Annotated in this window: 11 protein-coding genes; 5 read left to right on the top strand and 6 right to left on the bottom strand. The window is 73.7% G+C overall.

All coding sequences use genetic code 11. The annotated features are described in order from the left end of the window. Positions 1-120: 120 nt before the first annotated feature. The gene (locus tag AB1207_RS14155) at positions 121-1,407 is read left to right on the top strand and encodes a hypothetical protein (RefSeq protein ID WP_367639026.1); all 1,287 of its coding nucleotides are present in this window, start codon (positions 121-123) and stop codon (positions 1,405-1,407) included. Positions 1,408-1,423: 16 nt separating this feature from the next. On the opposite strand, the gene AB1207_RS14150 is transcribed toward AB1207_RS14155, so the two are convergent. Further along, positions 1,424-2,881: an asparagine synthetase B family protein gene (locus tag AB1207_RS14150; protein WP_367639025.1), complete on the bottom strand. Its 1,458-nt coding sequence runs from the start codon at positions 2,879-2,881 to the stop codon at positions 1,424-1,426. Between the two features lie 162 nt (positions 2,882-3,043). Here AB1207_RS14150 and AB1207_RS14145 point away from each other — a divergent pair, with 162 nt between their 5' ends. Further along, positions 3,044-4,141 carry an acyltransferase family protein gene (locus tag AB1207_RS14145; protein ID WP_367639024.1) on the top strand — a complete coding sequence of 366 codons (1,098 nt, stop codon included), beginning with the start codon at positions 3,044-3,046 and terminating at the stop codon, positions 4,139-4,141. A gap of 16 nt (positions 4,142-4,157) precedes the next feature. Here AB1207_RS14145 and AB1207_RS14140 read toward each other — a convergent pair whose 3' ends face one another. Continuing rightward, a complete protein-coding gene (locus AB1207_RS14140) occupies positions 4,158-5,708 on the bottom strand; it encodes an NPCBM/NEW2 domain-containing protein (RefSeq protein WP_367639023.1) in 1,551 nt (516 codons plus the stop codon). 317 nt (positions 5,709-6,025) lie between these two features. Here AB1207_RS14140 and AB1207_RS14135 point away from each other — a divergent pair, with 317 nt between their 5' ends. Together AB1207_RS14135 and rsmI are read left to right on the top strand one after the other, a co-directional pair. Further along, complete coding sequence (locus AB1207_RS14135; protein ID WP_367639022.1) at positions 6,026-8,212, top strand: acyltransferase family protein; 2,187 nt, start codon at positions 6,026-6,028, stop codon at positions 8,210-8,212. A 29-nt stretch (positions 8,213-8,241) separates the two neighbouring features. Then, positions 8,242-9,105 carry a 16S rRNA (cytidine(1402)-2'-O)-methyltransferase gene (gene rsmI, locus AB1207_RS14130; protein WP_437178943.1) on the top strand — a complete coding sequence of 288 codons (864 nt, stop codon included), beginning with the start codon at positions 8,242-8,244 and terminating at the stop codon, positions 9,103-9,105. A gap of 9 nt (positions 9,106-9,114) precedes the next feature. Here the strand turns inward: rsmI and AB1207_RS14125 are convergent, their stop codons facing one another. From AB1207_RS14125 to AB1207_RS14110, 4 genes are all read right to left on the bottom strand, one after another. Next, entirely contained in the window at positions 9,115-10,146 is a 1,032-nt protein-coding gene (locus tag AB1207_RS14125) for a hypothetical protein (RefSeq protein ID WP_367639020.1), read from the bottom strand. A gap of 200 nt (positions 10,147-10,346) precedes the next feature. Next, complete coding sequence (locus tag AB1207_RS14120) at positions 10,347-11,966, bottom strand: monocarboxylic acid transporter (RefSeq protein ID WP_367639019.1); 1,620 nt, start codon at positions 11,964-11,966, stop codon at positions 10,347-10,349. Continuing rightward, a complete protein-coding gene (locus AB1207_RS14115; RefSeq protein ID WP_367639018.1) occupies positions 11,963-12,337 on the bottom strand; it encodes a DUF485 domain-containing protein in 375 nt (124 codons plus the stop codon). The genes AB1207_RS14120 and AB1207_RS14115 overlap by 4 nt, the downstream gene beginning before the upstream one ends. Positions 12,338-12,367: 30 nt before the next feature. Continuing rightward, positions 12,368-13,783 carry an FAD-binding oxidoreductase gene (locus AB1207_RS14110; RefSeq protein ID WP_367639017.1) on the bottom strand — a complete coding sequence of 472 codons (1,416 nt, stop codon included), beginning with the start codon at positions 13,781-13,783 and terminating at the stop codon, positions 12,368-12,370. Positions 13,784-13,931: 148 nt separating this feature from the next. Between AB1207_RS14110 and AB1207_RS14105 the strand changes: the two genes are divergently transcribed. Next, entirely contained in the window at positions 13,932-14,558 is a 627-nt protein-coding gene (locus AB1207_RS14105; protein ID WP_367639016.1) for a TetR/AcrR family transcriptional regulator, read from the top strand. Positions 14,559-14,592: the final 34 nt, after the last annotated feature.

Below are 14,592 nucleotides of genomic sequence, written 5' to 3'. Positions count from 1 at the left end.
CGGCGCCTTCACCCGGTCGGAAGGGCCCTGGACCGGCTGTCGCGACCCTGCGTGACACAGCGCCCGCAGCCGGCGCGGACGGGGGCACCCACCTCGACCAGCGGGTGACCTTCACCGAGCGTGGTGTACTGGCGCTCGCTGGTCCGTCCGGTGCCCGGTCGGCCCAGTGTCGGCACGTCACGTGACGACGAGACCCTCGGTGCCGAGGCGGGACCCGGCCACCGCTGCGGGCCCGACCGCCACCGGGACCCTCACCGCCGCCGAGACGAGGAGATCGCCCTGGACGCCCAAGCGCCCGACGCCCCGCGTCCGGCCTCCCGGTGGAACCGACGCCGACGCGCATGGCTCGTCCTCGTCGCCGCGGCCCTGGTGCTGGTGCTGGCCGTGCTCGCCTGGGTGCAGCGCGGCAGCCGCGACGAGGGGGGAGCGCCCCCGACCGGGACACCGCAGGTCGCGGCGGACTACCCGTTCGGTCCGCGCAGCGTGTGGCGCACCCCGGTGACCGACGCGCCCGTCAACCGTGACTCCGCAGCCATGGTCCGGGGCCTGGTCGAGCAGGTCGACGCGCACTGGGGCGGCGTGGCGGCCTTCAACGTGGACCGCTTCACGGCCTCCTGGTACACCGTCCCGGCCGGCCAGCCGACGGTGGACGTCACGTGGGACAACTGCCAGAAGAAGACGTGGACCCCCGACGGGCTGCTCGGCGAGGACGGCCAGTTCACCGACGTGCCCATCCCCCCGGACGCCCGCCCGTCCCCCGGCAGCGACGGGCAGCTCACGATCTACTCGCCCAGCACCGACCAGTTGTGGGAGCTGTGGCGCGTCAAGAAGACCGACACGGGGTGGGCCGCGTGCTGGGGCGGACGCATCGACGACGTGTCCAAGAGCCGGGGCTACTTCCGCAACGGGTTCGGAGCCAGCGGCAGTGGGCTGGCCATGTCGGCCGGCACGGTGTGGGTCGACGACGTGCGGCGCGGCCGCATCGACCACGCGCTCGGCCTCGCCATCGTGTCCCCCGCGAAGTGGGACGACGTGAGCTGGCCGGCGCAGCGCAGCGACGGGCACAACGACGCCGAGCACGCCCTCCCGGAGGGCATCCGACTGCGGCTGCCGGCGGACGTGGACGTCGACTCGCTCGGCCTGACGCCCCTGGGCGAGATGGTCGCCCGCGCCGCCCAGCAGTACGGGTTCATCGTCACCGACCAGGCCGGGGCGGTGAACGTCGGCGGCCAGATCGGTCAGCCCGTGGCGGACGACCCGGACTTCTGGCAGCGGACCATGCGGGGGGTACCGCCCTACGAGGTGCTCAAGGGGTTCCCGTGGGACCAGCTCGAAGTCCTGCCGCAGGACTGGGGCAAACCCCGTCCGAGCCCGTCGCCGAGCGGCTCCAGCGCCACCGCCGGCTGAGAGCCCAGGGCACCGGTCAGCGCCGCAGCGCCCTGCGCAGCCGGGTGCCCAGCGCGGCCCCGTCGCGCACCCGCTGGGCTCCGCGGGCCAGGGCGTCCGGCGCACCGCGCAGGCCCGGAGCCCGGCCGTACGGCAGCCGCGCGAGCTCGGGCCAGTTCAGAGCCGTCGCAGCCGGCGCCGTCCGCTGGGCGGCGCGCAGGGCGGTCGGCAGCTGCAGCATCGCGCTGAAGACGTCCCGTCGGTTGACCGGGATCGTGCTCAGGGTGAAGGGCGCGGCGCCGTACAGCTGCGGGCTGGCCCAGCACCCCACCCGCATCTCGAGGTAGGCGAGGTCGAGCAGCTCCTCGACGTCCTGGTGCGGGGTCCCGGCTCGCCACGTCTCCAGCGCGTCGCGGTACGCGGGCTCGGGGCGCAACCGCACCAGCTGCACGAGTTCGTCCGCCGAGGGGTTGCGCGGCAGGTCGCTCGCCTTCCAGTACTCGCCGCGACCCACCTCTGCGGCGAAACCGGTCAGCCACGCGTGGTCGAGGGGGAGTCGTCCGGCGGCGAGCATGAAGTCGCCGGCCTTCCCCTCGTTGGCGTCGTACCCGACCCGGTCGAGGTAGGTGCGCGCCGCCCGCTCGTCGACGGGTTCGGGCGGCAGGACCCGCAGGTCGAGGTCGAACCTGCGCGCGGCCCCGCGCGCGAAGGCCAGGTCCGAGGCGCGCTGGTCGTCGTAGGCGAACACGACGAAGGTGCACCGGTCCAGCACGCGGTGAGCCGCAGCGGCGAGCAGTCGGCTGTCGCGACCGGCCGTGAGCGGGAGCAGGACGCGGTGGTGCGCGGCGATCGACTCGATGGTGAGCCGCACGCCGTCGGCGATGGCGCGCTGCCGGTCGGCCACCGCCTCGGTGTCGCGGTCGTCGACCCGCTCGACGGGGGCCGGCGGCCAGTGCCGCCGCGTCTGCCAGGTCTCGAGGTCGAGCAGGTGGTTCGGCAGGACCCGGTGCACCTTGGGCTCGTTGGTCAGGCCGGCGGGGAAGAACTGGCCCGGCGGCAACGTCCGACGCCCGAACCGCTCGCCGAGTGCGCGGTCGCCGTGGTGGAGGACCGTCGTGGTGGACGCGACCGCTTCCTCCTGCTCGGAGTACACCGCAGCCAGCGACCCGGCCGGGTCCAGGTGGACCCGCGGGCGGCCCGACAGCAGCACGCACGCCCAGCGACCCGCGAAGCGGTACAGACGTTCCTCGACGTCACCGTCGGGGGCCACGACCTCGCCCAGGGGGAGGGTGGGGCGCTGGTGCAGGAACTCCCCGTCCGGCGCCACGACCCACCCCAGCAGCCAGCCCGCCGTCGCCCCGTGCTCGTCGAGGAGGGGGGTGACCGGGAGGGTGGGGCTGCTCGCGAGGGTCCACCGGCCGGCCTGCGCCACCAGCCACCCGTCGGGGTGCGGCCGTGCACCTGCCGAGACGAGGAACTGGTCGTTGAGCTCCATGGGCGCACGTTAACAGCGTGTTTCACGGCGTGTCGGGCGAAGCGGTCCGTGATGCGTCGTCACTCTCGGCGCTGGTTGTGCGCCGTCAGGGTGGTGTAGCTTCGCGCCCGGAGGCGACGGTGCCCGGAATGACGTCGACATCGACCCGACCCGGAGGCCCCCGTGACCGTTGCCGAGAAGATGCGCGCCACCGGGCGCCTGCTCGTCGTCCCGCCGGGGCGCGACGCGTCCGTCGACACCCTGCGCGGCCTCGCCTGCCTCCTCGTCGTCCTCTACCACGTCCGTGGTGGCGGGCCGGGGGACGGACTCCGCCTCCCGCCGGACAACCCATGGTCCTACCTGGTCGACTCGGTCGTGTACGTGCGCATGCCCCTGTTCAGCTTCCTGTCGGGCTACGTCTACGCCATGCGACCCCTGCGGGACGGCTGGCCGCAGTTCGTCCAGGGCAAGGCCCGCCGTCTCCTCGTGCCCATGCTGGTCGTCGGAACCGTCTTCGCCCTCGTGCGCGGTTCGGCCGGGGAGGCGACCGACGGCGGGGTGAACGGCGTCGGCCAAACTCCCTGGTACCTCTGGCACGTCCTGCCCGTGGCCCACTTCTGGTTCCTCGAGGCGATCTTCTGGGTCTTCGTCCTGCTCGGCCTCGCGGACCGCTTCGGCCTCCTCGACAGGCGTCTGCCGATGGTGGCCGCGGTGGTCGCGGCGGTGGTCGCCGATGCCGTGGTGCCCACGCCGACGAACCTCCTCGGACTGCGCGACGCCCTGTTCCTCCTGCCCTTCGTGCTGGCCGGCGTCGCGGCGCGGCGTTTCTCCTTCCGCAGTGCGCCGCTGCCCGTGCGCGGCGGTGTCGTCGCGCTCGCCGTCGCACTCGGCGTCTGGTCGCAGTTCGGGCTGCAGGGCTGGGTCGACCGCCTGCCTGAACGGCACGCGCTCCTGAGTTCCGCCCTCGGGGTGACCGCCTGCCTGTCGCTGCTCCTCGTGCGGCGGACCGTCAAACCCCTCGCGGTCATCGGTGGGTTCTCGTTCTCCATCTACACCTGCCACGTCTTCGGGACGTCCGCCGCGCGGATGGTCCTCGAGCGCCTCGGCATCACGAGCGTCACGGTGAACGTGCTGCTCGGCCTGTGCGCGGGCATCGCCGTGGGGATCCTCGTGGAACTGCTCGCGCGCCGGTCGGCCTGGGGGCGAGCCCTCGTGCTCGGCGCGCGCTGGCCGCGGCTGCGGTCACCCGGGGACGGGGACACCGCCTCCTCGCCCGCCTGACCCCACCCGCTCCAGCTCAGGACGAGAAGCCCGCGTTCGCCCAGTCGGCGTGGTCGCCCGAGACGCCGTTGCCGCCGTCGGTGACCACGAGGCGGATCTCGGACACCCCGCTCACGTCGGCCACGATCGTGCGAGCGGCCTCTCCGCCGCGGACGAGTCCGCTGTCCGCGAGCTTCTTGCCGCCGTTCCACACCTGGAACTGCACGCTGCCGCGCGTCCCGACCTCGGCGTCGAGCCCGACCTTCGAGGAGAAGGTCTTGGCGCCGTTGACCGGCACGACGATCTCGGAGGAGGCGTGGACCCCGAAACCCTTGGCGTAGGTGGTCCCGCCGACCTTCAGCGCCTTGCCGTCCCCGGCGGCCTGCTCGCCGTTGCTGCGGTCCTTCTCGACCGGCCCCCACCCGTTGCGCAGCACGCGGTAGGCGGTGTCCGAGGCGTACTTGCTGATCGGGCCGACGGTGGTCGTCGGGGTGGGCGTGGCGCCGTCACCGGCACCGGTGGGCGCAGACGGCTTGCCGTAGTCCTTCGGCAGCGCCTGGAGCTTGTCCCAGGGGAAGTTCTTCATCACCGAGTAGCTGGGGGTGCTGCCCAGCAGGGCCTTCCACGGGTCCACGCCGGTCGCCGCGATCGCCGCGGCAGGGCTCTCGGCGACGACAGCGGTGCAGCCGGCCTTGTCGGTCACGATGAAGCCGTACTTCTGCGCCGCCTTGGCGATCATCTTCGCGACGGGGTGCAGGGCGAGGGAGTCGACGTCGATGCTCGGGTCGAGACGCAGACGCGTTCCCTCCGGGACGCGCGCCGCCGACGTGTCGTAGCCGTCACTGCGCTGCGCGGGGTAGCTGAACTCCTTCCACGTCCCGGGGGTGGGGATGTGCAGCGCGAGGGCGTGGTCGATCGCGCCGGACTGCACGTCCTTGATGCCGACGGTCCCGCCCGCCACGGCGAGCCCGCTCGCGCTGGCCCCGAATCCGTCCTGGAAGTACCCCTGGCTGTAGGAGACCCCGTCGATGCGCCCGCCCCAGCAGGCGCTCCAGACACCGTCGACCTTCTTGGTCACCCAGAACTCCCACAGCTGGTCGGTGCTGGGGGAGTAGATGGTCAGCTGGCTGTCGCTGCCCTTGGCGGGCACGGCGTCGACCGGGATCGGCACCTGCGTGAACTGCCCACCGGGACCCAGCAGTCCAGCCGGGGTCCACGACTTGCCCTGGCAGTTGTTCCACTTGACGTCCACCTTGGGGGTGCTCGACGAGACCGTGTACACGCTCGTGGAGTACTGGTAGGCGTTGAAGGCCGCGACGCCGCCGTACTGCGCCGCGGTCTGCGCCGCCACGTTCTTGACCATGGCGGCGGAGTTGGCGTTCTTGGGGGCCTTGCTGACGTCCAGACGCCACGCGGTGCCCTGCGAGAACACCCCGCCGGCCGGCATCGTGCGGGCCAGGACCGCGCTCTCCGTGGTGCTTGTAACGGATGCGGCGGGGGCGGCGATGGCACTGGTGGCGGCGCTCGCGGAGAGGGCGACGACGGCGGACGTGGCGAGCGTGAGCGCGACGGGCAGACGGCGGAGCATGAGCAGGCCTCCAGTGACGACAGGGTTCGGGCAGCACTGAACCCATCGGGACACCCGGGCCGGACCTTCAGTCGCCCTCCGCGCAGAGCACTCGTGTGCACCAGGCGCGCCTGCCCCCGTGACGCCAGGTGACGGGACACGACGGCGCCCTGCCGTGTCGCCGCGACGCCCGGCGGCCCCGGGGAGGTGCGGTAGCTCACACGGCGCCACGGGGCGTCTAGAAGTCGCTACTCTGCGTCCCATGCGGATGGTCTTGAGGGGTTGCCTGCTGCCCGCGTCCAGTGGCGTCCGGGTGCCCGCACAGCAGGGGCCGGCCCGTGGCTGACCTGGTGCGCCGACCTGGCGGGACCGCCCAGGCGACGTCGACGTCGGGACTGGGCGTGACCGTGGGCGGCGTCCCCGAGGCCGCCGCGGGGCGGAAGTTCCGGCCCGACATCGAGGGCCTGCGTGCCGTCGCCGTGCTCCTGGTCGTCTTGTACCACGCAGGCGTCCCCGGGCTGACCGGCGGTTTCGTCGGCGTCGACGTCTTCTTCGTCATCTCGGGCTTCCTCATCACGACCCACCTGGTGTCGGAGCTGGAACGGACCGGGCGGCTGTCCCTGGCCGCCTTCTACGGCCGTCGTGTCCGGCGCCTCCTGCCGCTCTCACTGCTCGTGCTGCTGGTCACCGTCGTGGTGAGCTGGCTGCTGCTGCCGCCCGTGGAGACGCGCGCGACCTTCGCCGACGCCCGGTGGACGGCCCTCTTCGCCATGAACGTCCGGCTCGCCCTCCAGGGGGTGGACTACCAGGCCAACGCGGAACCGTCCGTGCTGCAGCACTACTGGTCGCTCGGCGTGGAGGAGCAGTTCTACGCCCTGTGGCCGGTGGTCCTGCTGCTGGTGTGGTGGCTCGGGGCACGCGTGACACGCTCGGTGGCGCGCGGGACCGCGCGGCCCCGACTCGTGGCGGCCGTCGCCACCGGCGTCCTGAGCCTGCTCTCCTTCCTCTGCAGCGCCTGGCTCCTCGACGTCGCCCAGCCCTACGCGTACTTCCTGCTGCCCGCTCGCGCCTGGGAACTGGGGGCGGGCGCCGTCGTCGCCTTCGCCGGCCCGGCGCTCGTCCGTCGCGTCCGCGCCGTCCGGGACCTGCCGGTGGTGGGCCTCGTCCTCTCCGGGGCCGCGGCCGTCGGCCTCGCCTGCGTCGTGGCCTCCGCGGTCCTCTACGACGACGGCACCCGCTTCCCCGGTCCCACGGCGCTGCTGCCCGTGCTCGGGACGGCGCTGGTGATCCTCGCCGGGAGTCCCGGGGCCACCCCGGTCGAGCGGCACCTCCTCGGACGCCCTGCAGCGCAGCGCATCGGCCGGGTCTCCTACGGCTGGTACCTCTGGCACTGGCCGGCGCTGCTGCTGGTCCCCGCGGTCCTGGACCTCGAGCCCTCCCTCGTCGTCGGGCTGGTCGTCGCGGCCGCCACGCTCGCCCTGGCGCAGGCGACCCTCGTGCTGGTGGAGGACCCGTCCCGGCGCAGCCCCCGGTTGCGCGGGCGGGTGCGCCCCCTGGCTGCGGCCGCCGTCGCCTCGGTCCTCCTGCTGGCCGTCACGGGTCTGGCCTCGGCCACGTCCACCACCACCCGTGGTGACGGACCGGCCGCGGCGGCCCCTGTCCTGGCGGGTGACGGGAGCGTCGCCACCCTGAACGCCGGGCTCGTCGCACGCGCCGTCCCGGCCAACCTCGCCCCCGGTCTCGACGGTGCGTCGGAGGACAAGCCGTCTGCCAGTCCCGTCGACGGCGTCAGCTGCCACGTCGGGTTCGAGGAGACCGCACCGCGGCCGACGCCGGGGGCGGCCTGCGCCTTCGGCGACGTCACCGCCTCGCGCACCCTCGTCCTCGTCGGCGACTCCCACGCCTACCAGTGGCTGCCGGCCCTCGACGAGGTCGGCCGTTCGCAGGGGTACCGGGTCCTGAGCTTCACCAAGTCGGGGTGCCCCGTCTACGACCTCGACGTCGTGCAGTCCAGCCTCGGCCGCGACTACCACGAGTGCTACGCCTGGCGGGACGCCGTCGTGGCCGAGGTGGGCGTCCTCCGTCCCGACCTCGTCGTCACGTCCGGCATCGTCTCCTCGGACGCGACCGGCGACGAGGACGCGGCGGTGGCGGCCTGGGACCGCGGTGTCCGCAGCACGGTGGAGGACCTGCGCTCGAGCGGCAGCGCCGTCCTCGTCCTGGGCGACACCCCCTACCCCGGTGACGACGTGCCGCGCTGCGTCGCACGGCACCTCGACGACGCCTCGGCCTGCGCCGTCGAGGAGGCCCGTGCGCTCAACCACCCGCGTCGCCGGGAGGCGGTGGAACGCGCCGCAGCCGACCTCGGGGCGGCCTACGCCGACTCCACGAGCTGGCTGTGCAGCGAGGGGAGCTGCCCCGTCGTCCTGGGGGACACACTCGTCTACCGCGACCACAGCCACCTCAGCGCGACCGCGGCGCGGCGCCTCGCCGACGCCTTCGTGCCCTACCTGCCGCGGACCTGAGGCGGGCGGGGGCGACCCCGTGCGGCACGATGGCGCGGGTGGATGCGCAGCGGACCCCGGGTCGTCTCGTGCTCGCGGGGACGCCCATCGGCAACGCCGGCGACGCGACGACGCGCCTGGTGGACCTGCTGACCACCGCCGACGTCGTCGCGGCCGAGGACACCCGCCGCCTGCGCCGGCTCGCATCGACGCTCGGGATCGCCCCGCAGGGCAAGGTCCTGAGCTACCACGAGCACAACGAGGTCGAGCGGACCCCGGAGCTGGTGGACCTCGTGCGCTCGGGGGCGACCGTCGCCCTGGTGACCGACGCCGGCATGCCGTCGGTCTCCGACCCCGGCTACCGGCTCGTCCGAGCGTGCGTGGACGCCGAGCTCCCGGTCACGGTCGTCCCCGGGCCGTCGGCGGTGCTGACGGCGCTCGCGGTCTCGGGGCTGCCGAGCGACCGCTTCGCCTTCGAGGGCTTCGCGCCGCGCAAGCCGGGGGAGCGCAGCCGCACCTTCGCGGCGCTGGCCGCCGACGAGCGCACGCTCGTCTTCTTCGAGTCCCCGCACCGGACGGCCACCACGCTCGCCGCGATGGCGGACGCCTTCGGGCCCGACCGCAGTGCCGCCGTCTGCCGGGAGCTGACGAAGACGTACGAGGAGGTCGTGCGGGGGCCCCTGGGGGAGCTGGCCGCGTGGGCCGCCGCGGAGGAGGTCCGGGGCGAGGTCTGCCTGGTGGTCGCCGGGTCCTCCGGTGCTCCGAGCCGGCAGCCGGGTGAACTCGTCGAGGAGGTCCTCGCGCTCGTCTCGTCCGGCTACCGGCTCAAGGACGCCGTCAGGGTGACGGCCGACCGCGGTGGGGTCCCCTCCCGCACGCTGTACGACGAGGTCGTGGCGCGTCGGAGGGGCTGACCCGCCGGATCAGGGCTTGCCGTAGTCCTTCGGCAGCGCCTGCAACGACTTCCAGGGGAACCCGGCCATGACGCTGTAGTTGGGGGTCCCGTCGAGCAGCTGGTCCCAGGGGTCCTTCCCGGTCTTCGCCTCCACGGCGGCGGGGCTCTCGGCGACGACGGAGGTGCAACCGCCGGTGTCGGTGACGATGAAGCCGTACTTCTGCGCCGCCACGGCCACCATGCGCGCCACCGGGTGCAGGCCCAGGGCGTCCACGTCGACCGAGGCCGGCAGCCGCAGCCGCGTGCCGGTGGGGATGCTGTCGCCCCCCTTCACCCAGCCGTCGCCGCGCGAGGCGGGGTAGCTCGTGCCCCGGCCCATCTCAGGCAGCGACAGGGCGATCGCGTGGTCGATGGACCCGCGGCGCACCTCGTCGATGCCGATGGTCCCGCCCGAGACGGCCAGGCCGCTGGCACTGGCGCCGAAGGTGCCCGAGAAGCGTCCCTGACTGCGGGAGACGTGGTCGATGCGCCCGCCCCAGCAGGCCTGCCAGTGGGAACCGACGCGCTCGGCCTGCCAGAACTCCCAGAGCTGGTCGGTGGACGGGGAGTACACCGTCAGCTGGCCGTCGTTCCCGGCGGCCGGGACCGCGTCCGCCGGCACCGGGACGTCCGAGAACTGCCCGCCGCTGCCGAGCAGGCCGGTGGGGGTGAAGGACATGGACTGGCAGTTGGTCCACTTCACGTCGACGCGCCGCTGGCCGGCCGGGACGGTGTAGAAGCTCGTCGTGTACTGGTCGACGTTGAAGGCGGCGACCCCGCCGTACCGTTCGGCCGTCTGACGCGCGACGTTCGCGACCATGCCGCGGGAGCGGTCGGCGACCGGGGCGTCGCGGACGTCGAGCCGCCAGGCGGTGCCGGCGCTGAAGGGACCGCCGGCCGGCATCGTGACCGCTTCCCGGGACGCAGCGGACGCCGGCTCGACGGTCGCGGTGAAGGGGAGGGCGAGCGCGACGACGGCCGCGAGGGGGAGGAGAGTGGTGCGGGGGAGACGTGGGGTCATGGGTCCTCAGAGCTCGAGAGGGACGGGTGGGGGTGGACCCGGGGGGCGGACCACCACGCACGCACCGTCGCGACGGCGCGTTTCGCTCACCCGTTCGGGCGAACGAAACCATCCCTCAAACACGCTCCGTAGTCACGTTCACGATGCGTGACGATCCCCACGTTGCCCTGAGACGTTTCAGCGTCGTAGCCGTCGCCCGCTCAGTGCTCCACCGCCTTCTCCGCCCCCGCGCCGGTGAGGCTGCGGACCTCCATCTCCGCGGCCCGCCGCTCGTTCCCGCGCTCCCTGCCGGTGACCGACCCGAGCCAGCCGAGGAAGAACGCGAGCGGGATCGTCACCAGACCCGGGTTCTCGAGCGGGAACCAGGAGAAGTCGACCGAGGTGTCGCGGATCATGGACAGCGAGGCCCCCGTGGCCGGGTCGACCTTCCCGGACACGACGGGGGAGGAGGCGATGAGGACGAGGCAGGAGACCAGCCCGCCGTACATGCTCCACAGCGCCCCGCGGGTCGTGAACCGCGGCCAGAACAGCGAGTAGAGGATCGTCGGCAGGTTCGCGCTGGCGGCCACGGCGAAGGCGAGCGCCACGAGGAACGCCACGTTCTGGCCGTTGGCAAAGATCCCGCCGACGATCGCGACGGCGCCGATGACGACGACGGTGATCCGGGCGACCCGGACCTCGGCGCCGGGTTCGACCTTCCCCCGCTTGATGACCGAGGCGTAGACGTCGTGCGCGAAGGAGGCGCTGGCGGTGATCGCCAGCCCCGCGACGACGGCGAGGATCGTCGCGAACGCGACGGCCGCGATGACGCCCAGCAGGATCGTCCCGCCGAGTTCGTAGGCCAGCAGCGGCGCCGCGGAGTTCACCTTGCCGGGGGCGGCGAGGATCGCCTCCTTGCCGACGAGGGCGCCGGCGCCGTACCCGAGGACGAGGGTGAACAGGTAGAAGAACCCGATGATCCAGATGGCCCACACGACGCTGCGGCGGGCCTCCTTCGACGTGGGCACGGTGTAGAACCGCATGAGGACGTGCGGCAGACCGGCCGTGCCGAGGACGAGCGCGAGCGAGAGCGAGAGGAAGTTCAGCTGCGAGGTCCCGGTCGCGCCGTACTGCGCCCCCGGCCCGAGCAGCGCCTCCCCGGCGGAACCGGGCGCGGCGACGGCCGCACCGAGCAGGTCGGAGAGGTTGAACCCGTAGCGCGCCAGCACCCACACCGTCATCGCCCCGGCCCCGGCGACGAGCAGGCAGGCCTTGATGATCTGCACCCACGTCGTGCCCTTCATCCCGCCGATGAGGACGTAGAGGATCATCAGTGCGCCGACGACGGCGATGACGACGTTCTGTCCTGCGGCGGAGTCGATCCCGAGCAGCAGCGCGACGAGCCCGCCGGCCCCGGCCATCTGCGCGAGCAGGTAGAAGAACGACACCGCCAGCGTCGAGACGGCCGCGGCCAGGCGCACCGGCCGTTCCTTGAGCCGGAAGCTCAGGACGTCGGCCATCGTGAACCGGCCGGTGTTGCGCAGCAGTTCGGCCACGAGCAGCAGCGCGACCAGCCACGCGACGAGGAACCCGATGGAGTAGAGGAAACCGTCGTACCCGTACACGGCGATCGCCCCGGCGATCCCGAGGAAGCTCGCCGCCGAGAGGTAGTCCCCGGCGATGGCGACACCGTTCTGCGGCCCGGTGAACGAGCGCCCGCCGGCGTAGAAGTCCGCCGCCGTCCTGTTGTTCCTGCTCGCGCGCAGGACGACCGCGAGGGTCACCACGACGAACGCGGCGAAGATGGCGATGTTGACGAGGGGTTCGCCGATGTCGGTCACGGACGGGCCTCCCGGTCGTGGGTGCTCTGGAGGGACGCGTTCTCGACCCGCTCCCGCAGGGCCTGCGCGGCCGGGTCGAACCGGCGGTTCGCCCAGCGGACGTACACCGTCGTGATGACGAACGTGGACACGAACTGCCCGAGGCCGAACAGCAGGCCGACGGTGATGTTCGAGTCGCCCAGCCGGGTGCTCATGAACCCGTGCGCGTAGTCGGCCAGCAGCACGTAGACCGCGTACCAGACGAGGAACAGCGCGGCCAGGGGGAGCACGAACCGGCGGAAGCGGCGGCGCAGTGCCTGGAACTCCGGGGAGGTCCGCACCTCCTCGTACGGGTCGGGCGCGGTCCCGCGGGGGACGTCGGGCTCAGCCATCGTGACCTCCTCGTCAGCGTGGGCCCGAGGCTAACCCTGTTCCTGGCTCACCTCCAGACGACACACAGGGTCGACCGGCTCCTGGGTGGGCAGAGGGGTGGCACGGAAGACGTCGTCGGGGTCGTACCGCGTCTTCAACTCGAGCAGCCGCACGGCGTTGGGTCCGTAGGCGTCGGCGATCCGGTCGGGTTCCTCGCAGCACAGCAGGTTGACGTTCCCACCGCCCAGCGCCGTCCAGGACAGCCGGGAACTGGCGCGGTCCGCCCATGCCCGGTGCAGCGCCCCGCGACCGGCCTCCTCCCAGCCGGCGACGATCTCGGCGACCAGGTGTGGGCGGCGCAGCGGCAGGGCGGAGGAGGCGGGGTCGACGCGGTCGGCGGCGCCGTGGAAGTGGTGCAGCCACACGCGCGAGTGGGGGGACGTCAGGGCCGTCCCGGCCTCCAGCAGCGCCTTCGCCGCGGCGGCGTCGAGCCGGTCCAGCGTGCGGGTGCGCACCAGTTCGTGCCGACGTGCTCCGGCGGCCGGGAGGGCGCGGTCCTCGTCGCCGAGCAGGGACGTGAGCGTCACGGGTGCGACGTCGCTGCAGGAGGGCGTGCCGAGAGCGGCCAGCTCCGGCACGGGGCCGGGCCGGGAGGTCCAGGCCGCGGGGTCGCCGGACCAGACGGGCTGGACGACGACGACGGGCTCCCCGGTGCGGTCCCGGCGCACCCCGGAGCGCACGGTCAGCTCGTCCGGCGCGGCGGCCAGGAGGTCCGACAGGCCCGCGAGCACGGTGGGTGCCTGCGTCCACGGGTACACGGTCGTCCCGCCGACCAGCACCCGCAGGGGGTGCAGCGCGAACCGGGCCTGCACGACGACGCCGAAGTTGCCGCCCCCGCCCCGCAACGCCCAGAGCAGGTCCGGGTCCTCGTCGGTGTCCACGCACGTGCCGTCGGCGAGCACGACGAGCGCGCCGAGCAGGTTGTCGGCGGCCAGCCCCGCCCGTCCGGCCAGCGGCCCGTACCCGCCGCCGAGGCTGAGGCCGACGAGACCGGCGTCCCCGCGCCACCCCGTGACGGGGGCGAGTCCGTGGACGGCGCTCGCCGCGGCGACGTCGAGGCTGCTCACCCCGCCGCCCACCCGCGCGGTCCGCGTCCCGGGGTCGACCACGACCGAGCGCAGGTCCCGCACGTCCAGGACGAGCCCGTCGGCGACGAGGGAGCGCCCGGCCCAGTCGTGGCCCCGGCCGAGCACGGACAGCGGCAGCCCGGTGTCACGGGCGGCCCGGACGGCGAGCTGCACGTCGGCGGCGTCCCGGCAGCGCACGAGGACGGCGGGGCGGGTCCCGACGGCGGCGTTGAGCACGCGGCAGGCCACGTCGAGGGCTTCGGGGGCGTGGACGACGCGCTCGTCGGGGACGCGACCGCGCAGCCCCCGGACGACCGTCTCCGCGACCCCGATCCGCACGCGTCCGTCCTCCCCCCCGGCGGCTGTGACCCAGCCGTGCGCGATCCTCGCCGACGACTTCGCCGGAGTGCAACTCCGGCGAAACCGTCACGTCACGTCAGGTCCGGCTGCGGCGCAACGGATCGGTGCGTCGGGTAACCTCTTGGACGTGCCCCTGCCGCCCGACGGCCGCCGCGCCGAGGTCGCCCGCGCCAAGCGCAGCGCCGTCGTCGCCGCGGCCCGGACGCTGTTCGCCGAGCAGGGCTACTTCACCACGACGGTCGAGCAGATCGCCCGCGTCGCCGGCGTCGCCCCGGCCACGGTCTACGCCACGACGGGTGGCAAGCAGGGGTTGCTGTTCGAACTCGTGCAGGAGTGGTCGACGACGCCGGCGGTGCGGGAGGCGCTCGAGGGGGTCGCCCGCTGCGAGCGCGTCGAGGACGTCCTGGCCGAGCTGTCCGCCGGGGTCGGCCGCGTGCGCGACGAGTGGGGCGACGTCATCGAGGTCGTCCTGGCCACCGCCCCGCACGAACCCGCCGTCGCCGCCCGGTTGCTGGAGGTCCGGCGCGTGTACGAGGCCGACGTCGACCGCTGCGTGCGCCGCATCCTCGACCTGACCGACCACCCCGGGGCCCACCGCGAGGTCCTCGACGTCCTGTGGTTCTACTTCGGCTTTCGCGGCTACGCGCTGCTCGTGCACGACCGCGGGTGGGACTCCGCCCGCGCCGAGCGGTGGCTCGTCCGGCAGGCCCTGCGGGCCGTGGAGGACGCGCTCGCCGGCAGCGCCACCGCCTGAGCGACCCGCCCGACGCCGACCACCGGCGGGCGCC

The organism is Kineococcus endophyticus (assembly GCF_040796495.1).
Taxonomy (GTDB): domain Bacteria; phylum Actinomycetota; class Actinomycetes; order Actinomycetales; family Kineococcaceae; genus Kineococcus; species Kineococcus endophyticus.
Note: the sequence above shows the minus strand (reverse complement) of the source record. Positions and strands in the feature narration are given on the sequence as shown.

Excerpts from the sequence above, each read along its gene's own strand:
- AB1207_RS14150 (WP_367639025.1), bottom strand. The coding sequence starts at position 2,881 with ATGGAGCTCAACGACCAGTTCCTCGTCTCGGCAGGTGCACGGCCGCAC.
- AB1207_RS14140 (WP_367639023.1), bottom strand. The coding sequence starts at position 5,708 with ATGCTCCGCCGTCTGCCCGTCGCGCTCACGCTCGCCACGTCCGCCGTC.
- rsmI (WP_437178943.1), top strand. The coding sequence starts at position 8,242 with ATGGCGCGGGTGGATGCGCAGCGGACCCCGGGTCGTCTCGTGCTCGCG.
- AB1207_RS14125 (WP_367639020.1), bottom strand. The coding sequence starts at position 10,146 with ATGACCCCACGTCTCCCCCGCACCACTCTCCTCCCCCTCGCGGCCGTC.
- AB1207_RS14115 (WP_367639018.1), bottom strand. The coding sequence starts at position 12,337 with ATGGCTGAGCCCGACGTCCCCCGCGGGACCGCGCCCGACCCGTACGAG.